At 48.6% G+C, this 21,260-nt stretch carries 24 protein-coding genes; 5 read left to right on the top strand and 19 right to left on the bottom strand.

What is annotated here, in order from left to right; genetic code table 11:
• Window positions 1-32 precede the first annotated feature (32 nt).
• The 3 genes from rpsA to cmk all read right to left on the bottom strand — a co-directional run bounded on the left by rpsA (window position 33) and on the right by cmk (window position 2,559).
• A complete protein-coding gene (gene rpsA, locus J4760_RS03320) occupies window positions 33-1,250 on the bottom strand; it encodes a 30S ribosomal protein S1 (protein WP_145286321.1) in 1,218 nt (405 codons plus the stop codon).
• Window positions 1,251-1,324: 74 nt separating this feature from the next.
• A complete protein-coding gene (locus J4760_RS03315) occupies window positions 1,325-1,900 on the bottom strand; it encodes a lysophospholipid acyltransferase family protein (RefSeq protein WP_145286318.1) in 576 nt (191 codons plus the stop codon).
• 2 nt (window positions 1,901-1,902) lie between these two features.
• Entirely contained in the window at window positions 1,903-2,559 is a 657-nt protein-coding gene (gene cmk, locus J4760_RS03310; protein WP_145286292.1) for a (d)CMP kinase, read from the bottom strand.
• Window positions 2,560-2,630: 71 nt separating this feature from the next.
• On the opposite strand from cmk, the gene J4760_RS03305 reads away from it, so the two are divergent.
• The gene (locus J4760_RS03305) at window positions 2,631-3,590 is read left to right on the top strand and encodes an asparaginase (RefSeq protein WP_237604772.1); all 960 of its coding nucleotides are present in this window, start codon (window positions 2,631-2,633) and stop codon (window positions 3,588-3,590) included.
• Window positions 3,591-3,643: 53 nt separating this feature from the next.
• On the opposite strand, the gene J4760_RS03300 is transcribed toward J4760_RS03305, so the two are convergent.
• Both J4760_RS03300 and J4760_RS03295 read right to left on the bottom strand, forming a co-directional pair.
• Window positions 3,644-4,612, bottom strand: coding sequence for a YpdA family putative bacillithiol disulfide reductase (locus tag J4760_RS03300; RefSeq protein ID WP_145286286.1), 969 nt, complete (start codon window positions 4,610-4,612; stop codon window positions 3,644-3,646).
• 13 nt (window positions 4,613-4,625) lie between these two features.
• Window positions 4,626-5,636, bottom strand: coding sequence for a LysM peptidoglycan-binding domain-containing protein (locus tag J4760_RS03295; RefSeq protein WP_237604771.1), 1,011 nt, complete (start codon window positions 5,634-5,636; stop codon window positions 4,626-4,628).
• 212 nt (window positions 5,637-5,848) lie between these two features.
• On the opposite strand from J4760_RS03295, the gene J4760_RS03290 reads away from it, so the two are divergent.
• Complete coding sequence (locus tag J4760_RS03290; protein ID WP_145287363.1) at window positions 5,849-6,073, top strand: 4Fe-4S domain-containing protein; 225 nt, start codon at window positions 5,849-5,851, stop codon at window positions 6,071-6,073.
• Window positions 6,074-6,122: 49 nt separating this feature from the next.
• Here the strand turns inward: J4760_RS03290 and J4760_RS03285 are convergent, their stop codons facing one another.
• The 9 genes from J4760_RS03285 to J4760_RS03245 form a co-directional block, all read right to left on the bottom strand.
• A complete protein-coding gene (locus tag J4760_RS03285; protein WP_145286281.1) occupies window positions 6,123-6,671 on the bottom strand; it encodes an ECF transporter S component in 549 nt (182 codons plus the stop codon).
• Between the two features lie 5 nt (window positions 6,672-6,676).
• Window positions 6,677-8,374 carry a HAMP domain-containing sensor histidine kinase gene (locus J4760_RS03280; protein WP_237604770.1) on the bottom strand — a complete coding sequence of 566 codons (1,698 nt, stop codon included), beginning with the start codon at window positions 8,372-8,374 and terminating at the stop codon, window positions 6,677-6,679.
• Window positions 8,374-9,081 (bottom strand): response regulator transcription factor, encoded by a 708-nt coding sequence (locus tag J4760_RS03275; protein WP_145286275.1) that lies wholly within the window; start codon window positions 9,079-9,081, stop codon window positions 8,374-8,376. Before J4760_RS03275 ends, J4760_RS03280 begins: the two co-directional genes overlap by 1 nt.
• Before the next feature lie 18 nt (window positions 9,082-9,099).
• Window positions 9,100-10,299: a c-type cytochrome biogenesis protein CcsB gene (gene ccsB / locus J4760_RS03270; RefSeq protein WP_145286273.1), complete on the bottom strand. Its 1,200-nt coding sequence runs from the start codon at window positions 10,297-10,299 to the stop codon at window positions 9,100-9,102.
• 4 nt (window positions 10,300-10,303) lie between these two features.
• Window positions 10,304-11,935, bottom strand: coding sequence for a cytochrome c biogenesis ResB family protein (locus tag J4760_RS03265; RefSeq protein ID WP_237604769.1), 1,632 nt, complete (start codon window positions 11,933-11,935; stop codon window positions 10,304-10,306).
• Between the two features lie 12 nt (window positions 11,936-11,947).
• Window positions 11,948-12,478: a redoxin domain-containing protein gene (locus J4760_RS03260; protein ID WP_145286266.1), complete on the bottom strand. Its 531-nt coding sequence runs from the start codon at window positions 12,476-12,478 to the stop codon at window positions 11,948-11,950.
• Window positions 12,479-12,570: 92 nt separating this feature from the next.
• A complete protein-coding gene (locus tag J4760_RS03255) occupies window positions 12,571-13,302 on the bottom strand; it encodes a pseudouridine synthase (RefSeq protein ID WP_370637543.1) in 732 nt (243 codons plus the stop codon).
• A complete protein-coding gene (gene scpB, locus J4760_RS03250) occupies window positions 13,298-13,831 on the bottom strand; it encodes an SMC-Scp complex subunit ScpB (protein WP_145286260.1) in 534 nt (177 codons plus the stop codon). The genes J4760_RS03255 and scpB overlap by 5 nt, the downstream gene beginning before the upstream one ends.
• Window positions 13,831-14,544 (bottom strand): segregation and condensation protein A, encoded by a 714-nt coding sequence (locus J4760_RS03245; RefSeq protein WP_145286258.1) that lies wholly within the window; start codon window positions 14,542-14,544, stop codon window positions 13,831-13,833. Before J4760_RS03245 ends, scpB begins: the two co-directional genes overlap by 1 nt.
• A gap of 31 nt (window positions 14,545-14,575) precedes the next feature.
• Here J4760_RS03245 and J4760_RS03240 point away from each other — a divergent pair, with 31 nt between their 5' ends.
• Window positions 14,576-15,103, top strand: coding sequence for a DUF309 domain-containing protein (locus tag J4760_RS03240; RefSeq protein ID WP_237604767.1), 528 nt, complete (start codon window positions 14,576-14,578; stop codon window positions 15,101-15,103).
• An 86-nt stretch (window positions 15,104-15,189) separates the two neighbouring features.
• On the opposite strand, the gene deoB is transcribed toward J4760_RS03240, so the two are convergent.
• The 4 genes from deoB to J4760_RS03220 form a co-directional block, all read right to left on the bottom strand.
• Window positions 15,190-16,362 (bottom strand): phosphopentomutase, encoded by a 1,173-nt coding sequence (gene deoB, locus J4760_RS03235; RefSeq protein WP_237604766.1) that lies wholly within the window; start codon window positions 16,360-16,362, stop codon window positions 15,190-15,192.
• Window positions 16,363-16,371: 9 nt separating this feature from the next.
• Complete coding sequence (gene xerD, locus J4760_RS03230; RefSeq protein WP_186365488.1) at window positions 16,372-17,256, bottom strand: site-specific tyrosine recombinase XerD; 885 nt, start codon at window positions 17,254-17,256, stop codon at window positions 16,372-16,374.
• A 9-nt stretch (window positions 17,257-17,265) separates the two neighbouring features.
• Window positions 17,266-17,712: a ferric iron uptake transcriptional regulator gene (gene fur, locus J4760_RS03225; protein ID WP_145286247.1), complete on the bottom strand. Its 447-nt coding sequence runs from the start codon at window positions 17,710-17,712 to the stop codon at window positions 17,266-17,268.
• Between the two features lie 75 nt (window positions 17,713-17,787).
• Entirely contained in the window at window positions 17,788-18,345 is a 558-nt protein-coding gene (locus J4760_RS03220; protein ID WP_237604765.1) for an NUDIX hydrolase, read from the bottom strand.
• 164 nt (window positions 18,346-18,509) lie between these two features.
• Here J4760_RS03220 and J4760_RS03215 point away from each other — a divergent pair, with 164 nt between their 5' ends.
• On the top strand, window positions 18,510-19,424 hold the full coding sequence (locus J4760_RS03215) for an aldo/keto reductase (protein WP_237604764.1): 915 nt from the start codon (window positions 18,510-18,512) through the stop codon (window positions 19,422-19,424).
• Complete coding sequence (locus J4760_RS03210; protein WP_237604763.1) at window positions 19,421-20,341, top strand: alpha/beta hydrolase; 921 nt, start codon at window positions 19,421-19,423, stop codon at window positions 20,339-20,341. The genes J4760_RS03215 and J4760_RS03210 overlap by 4 nt, the downstream gene beginning before the upstream one ends.
• On the opposite strand, the gene J4760_RS03205 is transcribed toward J4760_RS03210, so the two are convergent.
• On the bottom strand, window positions 20,316-21,242 hold the full coding sequence (locus J4760_RS03205) for an MBL fold metallo-hydrolase (protein WP_237604762.1): 927 nt from the start codon (window positions 21,240-21,242) through the stop codon (window positions 20,316-20,318). The two genes, J4760_RS03210 and J4760_RS03205, sit on opposite strands and share 26 nt — an antisense overlap.
• Window positions 21,243-21,260 lie beyond the last annotated feature (18 nt).

Here is a 21,260-nt window from a genome sequence, read left to right as displayed (position 1 = left end):
TCGGTTGATGACATATTGAATTTGAAGTCGTTCTAGATGTCCAGGTCTCTGAAGCGATCTCCGAATACATCTCCGAGAGTCGGACCATCATCCTCTGTATCATCGCGGTATACTTTAGCCTGTTCTTCTCTGGCTGGTCTGTCTGAAGTCTCTTTTATGGAAAGTGAAACTTTCTCGGAGTCTTCGTTCAGTGACAGGATCTTGACAGAGACTGTCTGACCTTCCTTCAGCACGTCGGATGGTGTTGCTACGTGTTCGTGGCTGATTTCAGAAACATGGACCAGACCTTCCACACCGGATGCCACTTCGACGAATGCACCGAAGTCCACCAGTCTTTTCACTGTACCTTCCAGAACATCCCCCTCGGAATGTGCATTGAGGAATGAATCGAAAGGACTTGCCTGAGCCTGTTTCAGGGAAAGGCTGATTCTTTCCTGTTCAGGATCCACATCAAGAATTTTGACCTGTACTTTATCACCGATACTGACTGCATCTTCAACTTTTTCAACTCGGCTGTAATCGAGCTCGGAAATGTGGGCCAGACCATCGACTTCGCCAAGATTGATGAATGCACCGAAAGTGGTGATCCGTACAACTTCGCCTTCCACAATGCTGCCTGCTTCAAGAGATTCGAGCTGCTTCTTGCGCTCTTCAGTCTTTTCCGCTTCAACAATCCGCTTGCGGTTCAGGATAACACGATTCTTTTCAGGTTCGATATCTTCAACCTTGACTTCGAGTTCCTGACCATCAAACTGGTCAAGATCTTCGATATAGGCATCCGAAAGCAGTGATGCAGGGATGAATCCTCTGACACCAACATCGACAACAAGTCCAGCTTTTACGACTTCCATTACTGTTCCTGTAATTGTTTCGTCATTTTCCTTGGCTGATTGCAGGCTGTCATAAGCGTTCGACTCATCAAGTTTTCTGATGGAGAAGATGACATTCTTGCGATCTTCTTCATTTTCAACTTTGATGACAATGCCTTCGATTGTGTCTTCTTCGGAAACAACCTCTTCAGGACGTTCGATTCTTTTGTTGGTGAGTTGGCTGATTGGTACGATACCTTCAAAATCGGAATCTTCGATGTGGGCTTTTACAAATTTGTCTTCTATCTTGTAAACCGTACCTCTTACAGTATCACCGATTTCAAATGTGCTAGAAGTATTTGTACCTGTTTCTTCCGAAGTGTTCACTTCTTCATTCAGTTCTTCATTGTTTTCTTCGTTCACAGTATTTTCAGTCGTCATATGCCTGCCTCCAATTACATTACTATAAAGTGTATACATCTAACTTCTTATAAATATATTGATTTGTCAAGTAATTAACCGGAAATAAGAAGATTGTTGATGCCATCTTTAATATTTTCCGTAATATCCTTGCGATTTTTCCCAGATTCAATCAGCGACTTTGTATCGATGGGCTTGCCGAACACGATGGTGATGCCCTTTTTCCTGTCATAGCTGCCTTTGATTGCTGCAGGTACAATCTGCGCCTCAGCTTTTACTGCCATGAAGCTTGCACCCTGCTGAAGATCCTTGAGTGTGCCGGACTTGTTTCTGCTGCCTTCCGGGAAGACGAGCAGCATGCTTCCGCCTTCAAGCACTTCGATGGATTTCTTCAATGCTGCACGATCGCCTTTTCCCCGTTCGACAGGTACGGCATTCAAGCGGCTGATAAGATTGCCGAGAACAGGAATCCTGAACAGTTCCGATTTTGCGAAGAATGACATCTCACGCTTCACACTGACAGCAATCAGTGGTGGGTCATAGAGTGAGGTGTGGTTGCTGCAGATGAGTACAGGACCGTCTGCCGGGATCCTATCCTCACCGATCACCCTGATTTTGAATCTGGCCTGATAGTACTTCTTTACAATTGCTTTTACTGTGCCGTATAGCATTTCTAGTCTCCCTTCAGCAGATCTGAAGCCATTTTTATGATTTTGTCTTCCACTTCCGTGATGCCCATATGACTCGTATCGAGAAGCACCGCATCATGAGCCTTCGAGAGCGGTGAAATCTCCCTGTTCATATCGAGATCATCCCGGCGGATGATCTGGGTGGTCAGCGTTTCGAGGTCGATTTCGACTCCGCGCGCCTCCTCTTCCTTGAGCCTGCGCCTGGCGCGTATTTCAGGAGATGCCTTCATGAAGATCTTGAGTTCGGCTTCAGGCAGCACTGTTGTCCCGATATCCCTGCCGTCCATGACGACACCCTTGTCCTCTGCAATCTTCTGCTGCATTGAGACAAGATAGCGCCTCACCTCGGGCACACTTGAAACTTCGCTTACATTACTTGTCACTTCGAGCGTACGGATGTCTTCAGAGACGTCCTCCCCGTTCAGATACAGTGTGGTGCCCCCTGTACCGAAACGGATGTCGAGATCATCCAAGTCATCCAGAACCTGCCTGCCATGACGGATGACGTGCAGTGTGACAGCCCGGTACATTGCACCGGTGTCGATGTATATGTAATCCATTCTTTCTGCAATCCGTCTGGATATTGTACTCTTGCCTGCTGCAGCAGGACCATCAATTGCGATATTGATTTTCTTTTTCATATAAACCCGCCTTGTTCATTGTTCCAGTTTATTCTATCATAGTTTTATAGATTCGTTTAGGAGGAAGTCATATGCACAAAAAAATACTGGCAATACATACCGGAGGGACCATCAGCATGTCCTCATCACAAGGACTGGTCAATCCAGCCGGAGAAAATCCGGTCAAGTTCGAGGAGACGGATCTCCTTGATATCGACCTTGAAGAATCCTATCCTGTAAGGAAACCTTCACCTCATATGACCCTGGACGATATGATTGCCATCCGGGATATCATTCTTTCGGGTGTGGATGACTATGACGGATTTGTCATCACACACGGCACGGATACGCTTGAGGAGACCGCCTATTTCCTTGATCTCACACTGAACATCGGCCAGCCGGTCGTCATTACCGGTGCCATGCGGTCTTTTAATGAAATCGGCTCCGATGGCATGTACAACTACATCTCCAGCCTGCGTGCAGCCATGGACGACCAGTCGTATTCAAGAGGTGTACTCGTCGTTTTCAATGATGAAATACATACGGCGAGGAACGTCACCAAAACACATACATCGAATATCGCCACTTTCCAGAGTCCGAACCATGGACCTATCGGCATATTGACAAAGGATGAGATCCACTTCCACCACCAGGTCAGTCTGCAGGACCAGTTCGATACTGCACACTCCGGCAGGAAAGTCGGACTGATCAAAGCACATGCCGATCTGGATGATACATTTTTCGATGCATTGGTGGCAGCAGACTATGATGGCCTGGTGATTGAAGGACTTGGCCAGGGTAATCTGCCACCCAGTGCGCTTCAGGGGCTTGGGCGTGTGCTTGAGGCCGGCATCAGTACAGTGCTTGTCTCCCGTTCATTCAACGGCATCGTAGGCAGCTACTATGATTATGAAGGTGGCGGCTATGACCTGAAGCAGAGGGGTGTCATCTTCTCGAATGGCCTGAATGGACAGAAGGCGCGCATCAAGCTGCTGCTTGCCCTGTGCAATGATATAAAGGACGAAGAACTGGTTGAAGTATTCCAGCACTAGAATCAAACAGCGCCTGCTGTCAGAAGTGACAGCAGGCGCTGTTTTATATACAGCTATTTCCTTTTTTGAATATCCTCTGCAATGGCACCACCATGGAATCTGCCATTTTCTATGAAGATGGTATTGGCATCATTGCCTGCAGCAATGACTCCGGCAATGTACAGTCCGTCCACATTGGTTTCCATCGTCTCCTTGCTGTGCAGCGGGGCAACACCATGGCTGTTTTCGTTCAGTTCGACACCGAATGACGTCAGCAGACGATAGTCGGGATGATACCCGATCATCGCAAACACATGATCGTTTTGAATTTCGAATGTTTCGCCCTCTTTTTCAAGTACCACACTGTCATCCTTGATGTCCACGACGTCCGTACTGAAATGCATTGCCACTCTTTCATTTTTAACCAGTGAATCGAATTGCGGCAGCACCCACGGCTTTACGCTTTTGGAATAGGCACCCTGGCGGTAGACGACAGTCACATTGCTGCCCGCCTTCTCCAGTTCAATGGCCGCATCCACGCTGGAGTTCTTTCCACCGATGATCAGTACATTTTGATTGAAGAATGGGTGGGCTTCCTTGAAATAGTGATGGACTTTGCTTTTATGTTCGCCCGGAACATTGAGCGCATTCGGCTGGCCATAATAGCCGGTCGCAATTACAAGCTGGCTGCAGCTGTACTTGCCCTTTGAAGTCTCGAGAATGAACTTGTCCTCTGCCCTGCGTCCGGACGTCACTTCTTCGTAGGTATTGATATTGAGGTTGAAATGCTTGACGACTTCCCGATAGTAGACGAGCGCCTGGTTTCTTTTCGGTTTGTGCTCTTCTGTAATGAATGGGAACTCTCCGATGGACAGCTTCTCGCTTGAGGAGAAGAAGGTCTGATGGGTCGGATAGTTGTATATCGCCTCGACAATATTCCCCTTTTCAATGACCAGATAGTCCATATTCCTGTTCTGCAGTTCTATCGCTGTGGACAGGCCGCATGGTCCTGCCCCTATGATGATTGTCTCGATATGCTTCATGTCAAACACCTTTCTATTCTGGGATGACCAGTTCCTGTCCGACGGATAGTGAATTCGCATCGACACCATTGGCTTCCAGTATCTTACTGACGTTTTCTGCGCTGCCGCTGCCATAGTATCGCATTGCGATTCGATAGACGTTCTCGCCTTCCCGTATGACATGGGTGGTGCCACCTGATGTTTCAGGTGCTTCTTCAGTCGATTCTTCCGGCGTTTCTTCGGTTGCCACTTCTGCTTCTTCTGTTGATTCTTCAGGTGCTTCCACTACACTGGTACTTGAATCGGCCGCTTCTCCTGATGCCTTATCTTCTATGGCTGTAGATGCTGCAGCTTCCAGTTCGGACTGTTCTTCCTCACTGTATTCGAATTCAACCGATCCTGTAGCCAGATCATTGCCACCTGTCTCGTCTCTTGATTCGGCAAGCTCACGCTCCAGCTCCGCCTTCTGGTCCTGAAGGTCCTCATTCACTTCCTCTGAAGATTCTTCCACGGTTTCCTCCGATGCTTCTTCGTTTGACTCTTCAGCATTGTCCGCCACCATCGCACCTGGATCCTCCGTCGGCCAGAAATTACTGATGATGAGTACACCAAGAATGATGGTTACAGGCAGGATGAGGATACCTGCAATCAGTGTCGGTGCAAATCCTCTTCTTCCGCCGTCGTCATCCGTCTTTTCGGCTTGCTTGCGTGCTGGACGTACTTCCGACAGCTTTTCCTTCGAGACTTTGAGTTCATCTTTGACTCTTCTACTGTACGCGGAGAGTTTGCCTGCAAAAAGTGCCTTCCCTTTTTCAAGCTTCTCCTTGTTGACATTCTCATCAATCTTCTGGCGCCATGCCTTGAGGCGTTCATTCTGCTGGCTCTTCGGTCTGCCTTTGTCCTTTTCTTTCGGTCTGTGGCGCTCAGCCCGGCTGAAGTTCCTGTCAGGTGTTTTCTGCTCCTCAGACTGCTGTCTGGTTTTTTTATCCTTCTCTTCTTTCGAAGCACGTTTATGTTCTATGTCTTTATAGAAGTCATCTTTCATGGACATTCTCCTCAAACTGTATATTTCATTTCAATTATAGTATGTTTCCCTCTTATTTTAAAGAGGCAGTGATTCCACTTTACGACTAAGGTCGTATTGTAGCCGCCGGAGCTGAATATAATTGAATTATAACTTGAATAGCCGTAGAATGAAGGGGAAGAAATGGTTGAGAGGTGAAAATAGTGAGCGGAAAGAAATATACCATTGTCGATATGGATACCTGCATCGCATGTGGTGCATGTGGTGCAGCGGCACCTGATATATATGATTATGATGATGACGGGATCGCCTACGTCATACTGGATGATAATCAGGGAACCATGGCGGTTCCGGATGAATTGCTCGAAGATATGGAAGATGCCTTCGATGGCTGTCCGACAGATTCAATCAAAGTCGAAGACCAGCCGTTTGACGGAGACGCACTGAAATACGAATGAATATGAAGCGTGCCATCAGGAACTCTGTATTCCTGTTGGCACGCTTTGTTTATTTTACAAGTTTCGGTATCACCTTTACATAGACAATGTAGGCCGCAAGACATACGAGTGTACCTTTTATCAGATTGAACGGGATGATGCCTGCTGTCACTACAGCACGAATATTCGCAATCAGATCCGACTGGTCGACGATGATGCCGTACATCGGCAGCAGGACAAAATAGTTCAGTACCGCCATCATGGCTGTGAGTACAATGATGCCTGCTATGAACCCGGCAATCAGCGAACGTTTCGTACGGTACTTTGCGTAGATGAAATAGATCGGCAGAAGCAGAGAGAACGCCGCAAGCATGTTGGACAGCGGGCCGATGGGCTCACTTGCCATCAGCAGTCCATACAGGACGATTTTCATGATGATGATGAGTGCGCCTGCCCCACCGCCGAAGACGATGAAACCGATGAATGCTGGTATATCGGAGAAATCGACTGTCAGGAAGGGAGGCAGAAATGGAATTGGAAACTGGATAAGCATAAGGATGAACGACAATGCGGCCAGTATACTTATGATGATCAATCTTTCCAGTCTTTTTCTTTTCATACACATCATTCCTCTATATGTTTTTTTGGTAGTGTGATCCGGAAAGTGGTGCCTTTGCTGAATGTACTGTCGAGCTCTATCGAGCCATTATGCCGATGGATGATGCTTTTGACGATATAGAGTCCAAGGCCTGTGCCGTGCTGGCCGCGGGTTCTTGATTCATCCACCTTATAGAAACGCTCGAATATGCGTTTCTGGTGCTCTGTCCGGATGCCTGTGCCGGTATCCGCCACATCGATGATGAAGTAGCGCTCCGTCCTGTCCACACTGATGGTGATGTGATCCCCTTCCGATGTATAGCGGATTGCGTTGTCCAGAAGATTCGTGAAAACCTGGCTCAGCTTGTCGTAATCGAAGTCGAAAACCATCTCTTCATCCTTGGCACTGATGGAGAACTGTATGCCGTTGTCTATCATTTCGTGTCTGAAACGGCTTGACAGCTTATCTAGCAGCTGACCGAAGTCATTCTGTTCTATATGGAAGAAGTCCGATCGGCTGTCCATGCGTGCAATGGTGATCAGTTCATTGACCATTGTATTCATGCGGTCGGATTCATCTTTGATGATGCCGATCATCTCTTTGACTTCGGCGGGGTCGGTGACGATATCATCGAGCAGTGCTTCGGAATAGCCGCTCAGCATGACCATCGGTGTTTTCAGTTCGTGGGACACGTTGGCGATGAATTCGGAGCGCATCTTCTCTGTTCCGACCTCTTCAGTAATATCCTTGACGAGGAGGATGACACCATAGACGACATCCCCTTCTTCAACCGGTGTGTAGGAGAACTGCAGATGCCGCTCATCCATCTCCATCCTTTCAATGGCCGACTCGCGGTTTCTGGCAATCTCCCTTATGTTCTCGATGAAGCGCGTGCGCTCCGCCTGGTGCTGGACAATCAGATCATGGAGTTCCCTCCCCTTCTGATTGCTGTATATCAGCTCCGCCTCGCTGTTATAGTACAGGACGCCTTCATTCATATAGGTGAATATCTGTTCGCGTAAGTTCCGTTCATGGGTAATTTCCGAAATATTATGCTTGATATCATTGTTCATCTTGTTGAATGCGAGCGTCAGCTCGCCGATCTCGTCCCTGCTTTTCACCTCGAGCGTATTATAATTTCCTTTCGCTGTGGAGAATGCGGCACTTCTGAGATTGATCAGCGGCCTTGTGATCCTGTTGATCAGAAAGAATGCAAATGAAGTCGTAATCAGAAACAGCACGAATGCGCTGCCGATGATGATGATTGTGACAGCCCGCATCGACTGGTTGATATCTTCAAGGTCCCTGTACTTGATCAAGGCGACGTCAGTATCAAAGTAGCTGCTCAAGTTCGACACTTTGACCATATAGTCATGGTTGTGTACATCTTCCAGAATGAATGTGGGACCCGTGCCTTCCCCGTCCAGTATCCGCTGATAGATGGCTTCATCGGTGGCAGACTGATGGGAGATCATCTGCCCCTCGGTATAGAGGATCAGATTGTCTTCGCGGAGCAGAACCGAATCCATATCTTCCATATCATGTTCTGCAAGCACAATCTCTTCCAGACGGGTGATTTCCTCATCGAGCAGTGTCTCTGTGGAATTGAGCACGTAATTGCGGAAGTACATGCTTAAAATGACCGATAATATAATTAAAACTGTCGTTACTATCAGAATGATAGTCAACCACAGTTTTGTAACGATGCTGTTGATTACGCGCATTATTCATTGACCTCGAACTTGTATCCGATGCCCCAAACAGTATGGATCATTTCGCTTGCTTCCGGAGAAACTTTGTTGAGCTTCTCCCGCAGGCGCTTCACATGTGTATCCACAGTTCTCAGGTCTCCATAGAAATCATAGTGCCAGACTTCCCTGAGCAGTTCTTCACGATCGAATACCTTGTCGGGACTGCGCGCCAGAAACAGCAGCAGTTCGTATTCTTTTGGTGTCAGATTCACTTTGACATCTTCAGCGAGGACCCTGTGGGCATCGTTGTCGATGACAAGATGATCATAGACGATGATATCTTTCGTGGATGAATCTGCCTCGATGAATGCCGTCTCAGAGGAACGGCGGAGGATGGCTTTCACCCGCAGAACCACTTCCCTTGGAGAGAACGGTTTGACAATATAGTCATCCGCCCCCACTTCAAAGCCTTCCACCCGGTTGTTTTCCTCACCTTTTGCAGTCAGCATGATGATCGGGGTGGATTTCTGGGTTCTGAGACGCTTCGCCACTTCGATGCCATCCATCTTCGGCATCATCAGATCGAGCAGTATGCAGTGGAAATCCTGTTCCAGTGCCAGCTCCAGAGCATCTTCCCCGTTATCCGCTTCGGTGATTTCGTAGCCTTCCCGCACCAGATACATGTTGAGCAGTTTTCTGATGCGATCTTCATCATCCACTATGAGAATTTTCTCAGACATATAAACCCTCTTTTCATATTATGCGTAGGAGTGCAGGCCTGCAACGAGCAGGTTGATGGCGATCAGGTTGAAAAGGATGAGCAGGAAGCCGATGATGGCGAGCCATGCGGACTTTTCACCTTCATACCCTCTATTGAGGCGCAGGTGCAGGAATATCGTATAGAACATGAATGTGATGAATGCCCATGTTTCCTTCGGATCCCAGCCCCAGAATCTGCTCCAGGCAATCTGTGCCCAGATGGCAGCAAAGAATATGCCGCCGAGTGCGAATATCGGGAAGCCGATGATGACGGAACGATAGCCGATTTCATCCATCAGGTTGAGATCCGCTTTATTGGACCAAGGCTTCAGTACTGCAATGATGCGCCTTCTCAGTATGAGGCGGATGATGCCATAGACGATTGCACCGAGAATGACCGACCAGATGACGGTATTGAGCTTCTGGGAGTCGATGAGTGGCGGCAGGTTGATGCCGGTATGGAAATGCTGTGCTTCCTCGTAGTTGTTGTCACCGGTATGCTCGACCGCAACTGCGCCTTCGAAGTTGATCAGACTCGGCAGATGGTATTCTGCCACCTGGTTCTGTCCCTGCTTGTCCGTATAAAGGAAATCATCCTGATAGCCTACAACATTCTCCATGATCATGGTTGTTCCAATGAAGACGATGACAGTGACGATACCTGCCATGATGGCTTCCAGGAAACGGGCCCGCCAAGATTTTTCAGTCGCTGGAACTGCCTTCAGCAGGTAGATCAGACCAGCAACTGCACTCATTGACAGTATACCATAAGCAAGCGTCACCGTAATGACATGGATGGCAAGCCAGCTGCTCTGCAGCGCAGGAATCAGCGGCTCCACTTCTCTTGAGAACATGCTGCCGTATGCCATGAGCAGCATGGAGATCGGCAGTGCAAACAATCCGAAAATGTTTGTTTTGAAATAGAAGTATGTGATCAGATAGCCGGCAACGATCATGATGGCGAACATGGTGATGAATTCATACATGTTCGATACTGGTGCGTGGCCCTGTGCTATCCATCTGAGAATGAAATAGGAAATCTGCATGATGAATCCGATGATGACCATTGTCACGCCTATTTTGGCAGGCTTGTTTGATTTTGATTTTATACTGGTCGCCAATGGAAGCATTGCGACAAGATACAGTATGAATGCGACGTACAGCAGCGTACTGCTGATTGATACGAGTTGAGATGCCATTTTATTACTCCTTGTCTATGTCTTTATCCTCATCATCCAGCTTATCCCCGACTTTGCCGAGTCCATTGGATTCAAGAACTTCGTTTATTTCCTTCTTCATGCCGAAGTAGTTCTTATTGGTATGTGCTGCCAGCATGAAGCCGTCTTCAGATCTGATCCAGATTCTCCGGTGGTTGACGTAGGATCCGGTAAAGAGTCCGATCAGGAAAATGACGAATCCTGTAGCGATGAAAGGAATTGTCAGATCCTTCTTCAGTGTCAGTACACTGGCCATATGCTCCTCGGCAGAAACGAAACGGATGCTGTAGTCGTTATCTTGTGTAATATCCGTACTGTTCATGATCTGGAGCAGGCTGAGTTCGCTTTCCCCGCCGTCGGCCACTTCAAATACGAAAGCGGGATTCCTTGGAACAGGGGTTGCTGATACCAATGTACCATTTTCGGCAATTTCCTGGAAATCCGGAGAGTATGCCCGCATGTTCACAGAAATATCATCATTGACTTCAAAGCTTTCCTCAGGGTTCTCCAGATTGACCGTGAAGTTCTCACCCACCGTATTGCCGTCGGCATCTTCAAGTCTGAAAGTCATGGATTTGAGTTGGGAATTATCATAGCTGGACTGGTATAGCTCGTAATCATCGAAGCGGTACGGATGGTTGACGCGTATGCTGTAGTCATCCACCTTTTCAAGCTCCGGTGACGCACCGACGATGTCCGCACTATTATTTTCATAGAAAGTGATATCCGTCTGGAAATTGCTGATGACCTGGTTGCTGCTGTCCAGTGCCTGGTCGAATACTTCATTGGCATTCTCATCGTAGGTATCGAGTGTAAATGCTTCGTTCTTCACGTAGTATTGTCCATCTGTCGTAGGCAGTTCTTCGGTCTCGCCCTCATTGATGTGGACGATTTCATCCACATACATGCCCGGGAAGAACCTCAGCATGCTGCCGAAGAGCAGTATGATCAGACCGGTATGGTTGATGTAGGGTCCGTAGCGGGACAGCCTGCCCTTCTCAAGAAGAAAGTTGCCGCCATCCTGTTTGACCTTGTATCTCTTTTTGCTGAATGCCCCGACAAGTGCATCGGTATCCGGCTGCCCATCTTCTGCAAGGTAGAGCCTCTGTCTTCTGAAGAAGCTGTCGTGCTTCTTGACACGCTGCTTATGAAGGGATTTGAAAAGCGGTACGCCCCGGTCTATGCTTGCTGCAATGATGGAGAGCGCAAGCAGGCCATTCAGTATGAGGAACCACCACGAAGAGTAGAGGTTATGGAAACCCAGGGAATAGTACAGATAGCCGAGGCTTCCGTAGTTCTCCTGGTAGTATTCTGCTGCGTCCACACCGATCGGGATGAAGTACTCCTGAGGGAAGATGGTTCCGATTGCTGCAGCCACTGCAATGGCCAGTATGATCGACACGCCGACTTTGACGGAAGTGAAAAATATCCAGATCTTGTCGAAGATGCTTTTTGATCTGACCTTTGATCTGACAGCACTGCCATCATACCGCATCAGGTCCTTTATTTTATCCTTGTCATAATCGCTGTTGATCATCTTGCCACAGGACTGGCACAGCTGGGTGCCCGGTGGATTGACATGACCACACGATTCACATTTTATTTCATTTGGTTGCATTGCTCATTCATCCTATTCTGTGGCTTCACTGATAAATAATGAAATATCCTCGGGAGTGAGCTGATATTCCTGCTTTTTGACGACGATGCCTTCCTTGCTGACAGCGATGGTGGTCGGCAGCGGTCCGATGTTGTAGGCTTCGGTTACGCTTCTCGACTGGTCCATTGCAATCGGGAATTCGAGGTCTGCATCAAGTCCGGAAATGAACTGCTCGATCTGCTGTGCATTTTCTGCAACGTTGACGGCGACAATTTCATAATCCTCGTGGCCTTCCAGGTATACTGCGTTCATATCGGGCATTTCTTCACGGCATGGCTTGCACCATGTGCCCCAGAAGTTCAGAATGACGCCCTTATCCTCAGTCAGTTCGGACAGCTGGACTTCTTCGCCGTCCAGAGTCGTCAGTCTGAAGTCCACCGCTTCATCCCCCACTTCGACAGCTTTGGTGCCTGAAGTCAGGTTGAACCACACTGTAATTCCTATGAGCAGCGCAATGGTGGTGATGATGCTCACTCTAAGAATATTACGAGTACGTCCCTTCATATTTTTCACCTACCTGTACATTTATTCATGTCTAACATTATAGCATCTAATAAAAATGCCCTGTATGACAGTATTATGACAATTGGATACGGCTATTCCGCCTTGGCATTCGCAATCAACTTCTTCACTTCATGCGGTTTCAGGAATCTGTACTCGCCTTCAGCCAGTCCATTGAGGTTCAGGAAGTCGTAGCTGATTCTCGTCAGTTTGACGACTCTGAGACCGAAGTATTCGAACATTCTTCTGACCTGGCGGTTGCGCCCTTCATGGATGGTCAATTCAAGAATCATCTGGCGATCATTCTTGTCGCGGATCACTTTCAGGCCGGCGGGAGCCGTCATGCCATCCTCGAGAGGAATGCCCTTGCGCATCTGCTTTTGTTCCTCACGCTTCAGTATGCCATCGATCTTGACACGGTATGTCTTGCTCATCTCGTATTTCGGGTGGGTCATGTACTGGGTGAATTCCCCATCATTCGTCATGAGCAGTATGCCTGAAGTATCATAGTCGAGACGGCCGACAGGATACAGGCGCACGTCCATCTGTTCGAACGCGTCCACTACCGTGCGACGGCTCCTATCATCTTCAGCAGCCGAAATCTCACCCGTAGGCTTGTAGTACAGGATATGCACCTTCTCCTCCTGGCTGAGCGGTATGCCATCCACTTCGACCCTGTCCGTCTCTTTGACTTTCGTGCCCAGTTCCGTGACTGTCTTGTCATTGACCTTTACGCGGCCTTCGGTGATCATGACTTCCGCTTTTCTTCTTGATGCCACCCCACTATTTGCAATTGCTTTCTGTAGACGTATTTCTTCCATATTAATATTCCTCCTCCATGCTTTCAAAAAATAGATCCATTTCTTCCTGTTCCATCATTTCCTTCTGCGATGGCAGCTCGTCCAGACCGGCAAGTCCGAACAGCTGCAGAAAGTAGTCTGTCGTTGCAAAGTGTACAGCTCTTTCCTCATTCATATTCTTTTTGGTGATCAGCCCTTTGCCGAGCAGTGTGGACACCGGCCCATCAGAAGCCACGCCGCGCAATGCCTCGATATCCCCCCGGGATACAGGCTGGTTATAGGCGATGATCGACAGCACCTCGAGTGAGGCCTGGGAGAGCTTTTGGCTTGGCCTATCATCGAGGATCCTCTGGATGTACTTCTCCATGCCTTGTGTTGTTTTCAAAAAGTACTTCCCACCGTGCTTCTGGATGGTGAAGTTGGACTTTTCATATTTTTCCAAAGTACTTTCGAGCTGGGTTTTTGTAATCGGGACATGCATGATGAGCTGCTCTTCCGAGAGCCCTACATCTCCTGCTATATACAAAAGCCCTTCTATAATATCGATCTTATCCATTAATCATACAGCCTTTCAATCTCAAAATCATTTTCGGCATCTGTGCGTATTGCCAGCTGCCTGTCTTTGATGTACTCCAGAACTACGATGAAGACGGCAACGATCTTCTGTCTCGACTCCGTAAAAGTGAACAGTTCGTCGATCTTCAACACCTGCTTCTGTGCAAACCGGCTGCGCAGGAACGTTTCGGCTGCTTCCCGGGACACCGGCTCTCTCTTGATGGTTATATTTTTCGGGCGATCGACGGCGACCCGCGCACGCACCTTCTGATAGGCGGCGACAAGATCGGCAAGGGAAATGTCGAGTGGTGTATTGTCCGTATCCGCCTCCTCGAATTCATGCGGTGCTTTGATATACAGTTTTTCGTTTTCCATCTTCATCTCGGCCAGCTGTTCGGCATACTGCTTATAGTTCTGGTATTCGATCAGCTGCTCCATCAGCGACTCCCGCGGGTCTTCATATTCCTCCTCCATATGGGAAGGTTCCGGGAGCAGCATGCGGCTCTTGATTTTCAAAAGCTCACTTGCCATGACCAGATACTCGCTTGCCACATTGATTTCAAGCTCTTTCATTTCATCAATATATTCCATATACTGACGGGTAAGAGTCTTCATCGGGATATCATAAATATCAATCTCAAGTTCTTTTATCAGGTGCAGGAGCAGATCCAGTGGACCCTCGAACACATCAAGCTGTACTTTATAACCATTCATTCCAATTACCTCAATATCAGGAGACGATCGTATGCAACTGCTACATCTCATGGATTTCTATAACGAACTCATTATAAAGCAAGATTACTTCGAATGCCATGAAATCATGGAGGAAGCATGGAAATCAAAGCCCATGTTCACAAAAAAGGATGCTGAAGTCTTTCTCATCCTGCTCGCAACGGGAGAATACCATTACCGCCGGCAAAACATCACCGGCGCTGTGAAATCCTACGGACGTGCACTCAGACTATATCGTGAAAACGACTACGACCTGGCGTCACTCGGGGTGACGGATGACCTGATCGGCATGATGCACAGGCGGCTGGCCCGGATGCCCGATGCTGCATTCACCCCCATGCCGTTCCCGCTGACCGACCGGATGTGGCGGGCATTGCATCAGGAGTATGCCGGTGGCATGACTTACGAGGCATTCAGAAAAGATTTGGAATACCGTTTTGTATCCGATGAGGCAATTGTCCACAAGCACCGTCTGAGGGACAGATCCGATGTCATCCGGGAGCGGGAGGCGGCCATCAAAAAAAGAAAACATCAGAGATGATGTTTTCTATAGAAAAATGATCCAGTATGCGAAGCCCCAGACGATGGCAAGAACAGCAATCAGAATGAAGGTGAAGTATCTGTTCTTCATGTAATGTCCCTGAGCAGGCTTTCGCCATGTGTATCATATTCAATTTTGAAATTATCAGCGATTGTTGCTGCAATGTCGCTGAATGTGTCGGAATCCCTGAGTGGTCCGTAATTTGAACTGCCGCCGCTTCTGATCAGAAGCGGTACAAATTCGCGCGTGTGGTCGGTGCCTTCGAATGTCGGATCATTGCCATGGTCTGCTGTAATGATCAGCAGATCATCTTCAGCGAGCTTCGATTCTATCTCAGGCAGACGGTCATCGAATGCTTTCAGTGCATCGCTGTAGCCTTCCGGGTTTCTTCTGTGGCCGTAGAGCGCATCAAAATCGACCAGGTTCAGGAATGACAGTCCGGTAAATTCCCGGTCCATCACCTGAAGAAGCTTGTCTACTCCGTCGCTGTTGTTTTTCGTCCGTACAGCGTCCGTCACACCGGATCCTGTGAAGATATCATCGATCTTGCCGATGGCGATGACATCGTTGCCATTATCCTGAAGTGCGTTCAGCACCGTCGTTCCGAATGGTTCCAGCGCATAGTCGTGCCTGTTTTCCGTCCGTTCGAAAGTCTCTTTCGACTCCCCGACATATGGTCTTGCGATGACACGGCCGACGAGGAAGTCCGGATCCGTCGTCATTGCACGGACTTTCTCGCATATTGTATAGAGTTCATCCAGAGGGATGATGTCTTCGTGTGCTGCAATCTGGAGCACTGGGTCATTCGATGTATAGACGATCAGATCGCCCGTCTTCATCTGATGCTCACCATACTCCTTGATGATTTCCGTACCGCTTGCCGGCTTGTTGCCGACAATATTGCGGCCGGTCGCTTCACGGATCCTATCGAGCAGTGCTTCCGGGAAGCCGTCGGGATAGACCTTGAATGGCTTTTTGATGTTCAGTCCGGCAATTTCCCAGTGGCCGGTCATCGTATCCTTGCCCTGTGAAATTTCACTCATCTTGCTGTAGAAGGCTTCCGGCTGGTCGGGACATCCGACACCCGGCAGTTTATCGATGCAGCCGAGTCCGAAGCGCTCAAGATTCGGCAGCGCTACAGGATGGTGCTCCAGTGTGTGCTTCAGTGTATGTGCACCAGTATCGCCGAAGTCGGCAGCGTCACGCTGTGCACCGATACCCACTGAATCGAGCACAATCAGATGTATTCTTTTGAACATATGAATCTCCTACTTTCTTGGATGGAATTTTTTATACATTTCTCTGATCTTGACAGCAGAAATCTGAGTATAGATCTGAGTCGTGCTGATATCCGAGTGGCCAAGCATCTCCTGGACCGCCCGGAGGTCGGCGCCATTCTCCACAAGGTGTGTGGCGAATGAGTGCCTGAATGTGTGCGGGGTGATGTTTTTGCCGATGCCGCTCTGCAGCTCGTATTTCTTGATTGTTTTCCACAGCCCCTGCCGTGTGAATCCCCTGCCCCGGTTCGTAAGGAAAAGGACATCCGTGCTGTCTTCCTTGAGCAGCGTCATCCGCGCTTCTGAAATATAGTCTCTGAGCAGTCTTCCAACATAGTCCGTGATGGGAACAATCCGCTCCTTATTCCCTTTGCCCATGATGCGGATGAAGCCCATTTCAGCATTCAGGTCCGTAATCCTGATGTCGATCAGTTCACTGACGCGCAGCCCTGAAGCATAGAGCAGTTCCATCATCGCCTTGTCCCTCACGCCGGCAGTCGAAGCATCCGGAGTGGACAGCAGCCGCTCCATCTCCTCCACCGTCAAGTATACAGGCAGCGTTTTGGCTTCTTTGATCGAATGGAGTCTGAGCGCAGGGTTATGATTCACGATGTTGTCATTGACCAGAAACTGATGAAAGTTCTTCAATGTGGACTGCATGCGTGAAATGGTCTTGGCACTTTTGCCCGACTCCCGCATATCCTTCAGGAAGTCAATCAGTATTTCCGTTTCGATAAGGGAGGCATCGGCAATTCCTTTTTCCAAAAGAAAAGCCGCATACTGCATGAGATCCTGACGGTAGGAACTGATGGATGACTGGCTCAGGCCTTTTTCAACACTCAGAAAAAGGAGATATTCCTCTGTATGATCTTCAATTTTCATGACCTAGTCCTTCTTGCTCTGGCAGTCGCCGCATATGCCATGAAAAGTAAGACGGTGATCCATTACCTTGAAGTTATATTCCTTTTCTACAATCTTCTCTACATCTTCCAGCAGGTCTTCTTCAATCTCCTCTACTGCTCCGCATTCCATGCATACAAGGTGATGGTGGAAATGTTTGGCGCCTTCTTTTCTGAGATCATAGCGGCTGACCCCATCGCCGAAGTTGATTTTATCGAGAATCTTCAGTTCACTCAGCAGCTCGAGTGTGCGGTAGACCGTAGCCAATCCGATTTCGGGATATTTGTCCTTCACTTTGAGAAAGACGTCTTCTGCACTCAGATGGTCACGTTCATTCTCGAGCAGGACCTTGACTGTCACCTCTCGCTGGGGTGTCAGCTTGTACTGGGCCTCCTGAAGTGCTTCTTTGATTCTCTGAATCCTGTTTTCCACGTGTTCACCTACTTTGTTTGATAATCACAAACATTATAACTAATTTGGCGCATGATTAAAAGGTATTTATAATCATTATAAATTATACTTTGCGATGACGTACTGTACACCAATCACTGTTTTGGCGTCCTGGAAGGCGCCATTATCAAGCTGTGCAGGAAGTTCCGACAGTCTGATCTTGACGATGTCCAGAAACTCGTCATCGTCGAGTGCCTGCTTGTCGATCGTCATATTATCCGCTTCATACAGATGGACGTACTCGTTCGAGAAGCCTGGCGAGACGTAGAAGCCATGAATCTTCCGCAATGATTCCGCGACGCCGCCGATCTCTTCCTTAAGCTCTTTTTCAGCTGTCTCATCGGGCGCCTCCCCCACTTCGATCTTGCCTGCCGGGATTTCAAGCAGGAAGTCATCCGTCGCCACCCTGTACTGGCGGACGAAATACATCTCATCACCTGCAACTGCAACGAGTGATACAGCACCCCTGTGGTATACGATTTCCCTGCTGGCGCTCCCGCCGTCAGGCAGTTGTACCGTACTATTGTCGACCTTGATCACCTTGCCGTCGAATACCCTCTCGGAAGAAGTGATCTCCTCCTTGAGGTGTGAATAGTCATCATTCCCTGTATTCATATGCCCGCTCCTTTAACTGAACTTTTGTTCCTACTGTTAGTATATTAACATAGCAAAGCCCAATCATATAGTGATTATGAAGTGGTCCGACAAGCAAATTGATGCAAGAACGTGCCCGAGGTTGGTATAATTCTAAATGACTAATCAATGGAGGCATGACATATATGAAAAATATTCAGTTGAAAGATGATATCAGCCTGTCCGAGTTTTCACTCGGATGCATGAATCTGCCACTTCATGACAGTGATGAAATGGAAAGGATCATCGGACGTGCACTCGAAGCGGGTATCACCCATTTCGATACAGCGGATCTGTACCAGTTCGGTGAAAATGAAAAAGCTGTCGGTGAGGCGCTCGGGAAATTCCGGGGCGACTACAGCTTTACCATCGGTACAAAAGCGGGAAATGAATTTGATGCAGCCCGCAAGGAGAAGATCGGCTGGAACCCTTCGGCATCCCATATAAAAGAATCCATCAAGCAGTCGCTCTCAAGGCTTGGTGTCGAAGCGATCGACCTCTACCAACTGCATGGCGGGACCATCGAGGACAACAAGGACGAAACAATCGGGGCATTTGAAGATCTGAAGCAGGAAGGCCTCATCAGAAGCTACGGCATCTCCTCGATCCGCCCGAACGTCATCGACTACTACATGAAGCACAGCAGCATCGCGACACTGATGATGCAGTTCAATCCGATCGACAACAGACCCCTTGAAATACTGGATGGTCTGAACAGTGACGTTCGCGTCCTGGCCCGTGGTCCTGTAATGAAGGGGCTCCTCAGCAACAATGCCGATAAGGTGCTGGAAAATAAATTTACGGATGGCGTACTGGAATACTCGCATGACGAGCTGAAGCGGACGATCGGCGCCCTGCGTGAAGTCCATTCCGACCTGACTGCGCTGTCCTACGCGTTCCTGCGCCACCATGATGCAGCCATCGTCAATGGTGTCAGCAGCCTCTCCCAGCTCGAGTCGAACATCGACAGCTACAACCGCATGCCCGAGCTGTCACAGGAGGACCATGACCGTATCATGAGTGCAGTCAGACTGATGAAATACGAGGCGCATAGAGCATGAAATCATTTGCTGCATGGATGATTGCGCTGGTCGGCTCACTGATTGTACTGTTCATCTCACTCGGCTACTATGCATCAAGCCAGATACTGTTCTTCAAGCTGAGGGATGTGGAGGTCATCAAAAGGCGTGAGACCCGTGCCAAGCGGCTCAACATGGAAGTTTTCCAGAGCATGCCCCAGGATGATATCCTCATTCCTTCCAGGTTCGACTACAGCATCAATGCCATTTTTGTCCACCCGAATGAGACGGACAAATGGATGGTGCTGTGCCATGGCGTCACGGAAAACAAGATCAGCTCGATCAAATACTTGAACATGTTCACTGGCATGGGATACAACTGTGTCATCTACGATGCCAGACGCCACGGCAACACCGGGGGGGTCCACTCGACATACGGCTTCTATGAAAAGTATGATCTCGAGACTGTTGTGGACTACCTTTTCGACCACTATGGCCCGGATATCGAAGTCGGCATCCATGGTGAGTCCATGGGGGCTGCAACGATGCTGCTTTATGCCGGTGAACTATCCAACCGTGCGAAATTCTATATATCGGACGCTTCCTTCTCCACTTTCGGAGATGAGCTGACGAATATATTCAGCCAGTACACGAAGATCGGTTCTCCGCTCGTGCTGTTCTTTACAAATATATTCTTCCGTATCAGAAGCAGATTTTCACTATTCAAAGTTTCTCCGATCCGTGTAGTGGATCAGATCAGGCAGCCGGTGCTCTTCATCCATTCAAAGCCTGACAAGTTCATCCCCTACACACAGACCACCCAGCTGTACAAAAAGAAAAAGCCGCCAAAGGCGGCCTGGTATCCTGAACGTGGCGGACATGTTGAGAGCTATAACAGGAATCCCGAGAAGTACCGCAAGGTCGTAGCAAGTTTCATCGCGAATCACGTGGGATGGTAATTTCCAGGAAATCATGGGCAATCCTGATATTTTCCGCAAGCTGTCCTTCGACCTGCTGGACCATCTCCGCATCATAGCGGTTGCTGATATGACTGAACAGCAGCTGACAGTAGGATATCTGTGAAAGGTTCATAAGCACATCGTCTATTTCCGAATGGAAATAGAGGTGTGCTTTTTCCTGTTCACCGTGAAGGTATGTGGCCTCATGGACAATAAGGTCGGCGCCGTCCAGCAGGGCCAGGTACTCCTTGTCGCGGATCACCCGTGTATCTCCATGGACTGCAATCTTCCGGCCATCTGATGGAGCATTCAGAAAATCGGCAGTTTCATAGATGATGCCTTCATGCTCGAAAGTATCCGAACTTTTGATCTCCTTGTAGACAGGGCCGGGTCTGATGCCGATATCGCGCAGTTTTTCGCTTTTCAGTGCCCCTGGCTTATCCGGTTCCTCGAATACATACAGGAAACTGTCTATGGCATGATCAAGCAGCCGTACTGTTACTGTGAAGCCTTCCACATCAAATGCATCACCATGGCCGACTTCATTGAACTGGATCGGATAGTTGAGATGTGAACTGCTCGTACGGAATGTCGCTTCCACCCACTCCTCGAGTCCTTTCGGTCCATGGACAACGAGGGGGATGCCTTCTCCGCCCTGATGTGCACGGGAGGAGAGGAATCCGGGCAGGCCGAATATATGATCTCCATGAAGATGGGTAATGAAGATGTGCTTGATCTTTGATGGACGGATTGTCGTGTCGAGTATTCTATGCTGCAGTGCTTCCGAAGCATCAATCAGAAAATACTGGTTGATCTCCTCGACGACATCCAGCACGAAACTCTGTGTATTTCTTGTTCTGGAAGGTATGCCTGCACCAGAACCTAGGACTTTGAATTTCATTCTATCACCTGTTTTTAA

Origin of the sequence: Salinicoccus sp. ID82-1 (genome assembly GCF_021991715.1) — a bacterium.
GTDB classification, from domain to species: Bacteria; Bacillota; Bacilli; order Staphylococcales; family Salinicoccaceae; genus Salinicoccus; species Salinicoccus cyprini.
The sequence above is the reverse complement of the archived record's forward strand: the minus strand, read 5'-3'. Positions and strand labels throughout refer to the sequence as shown.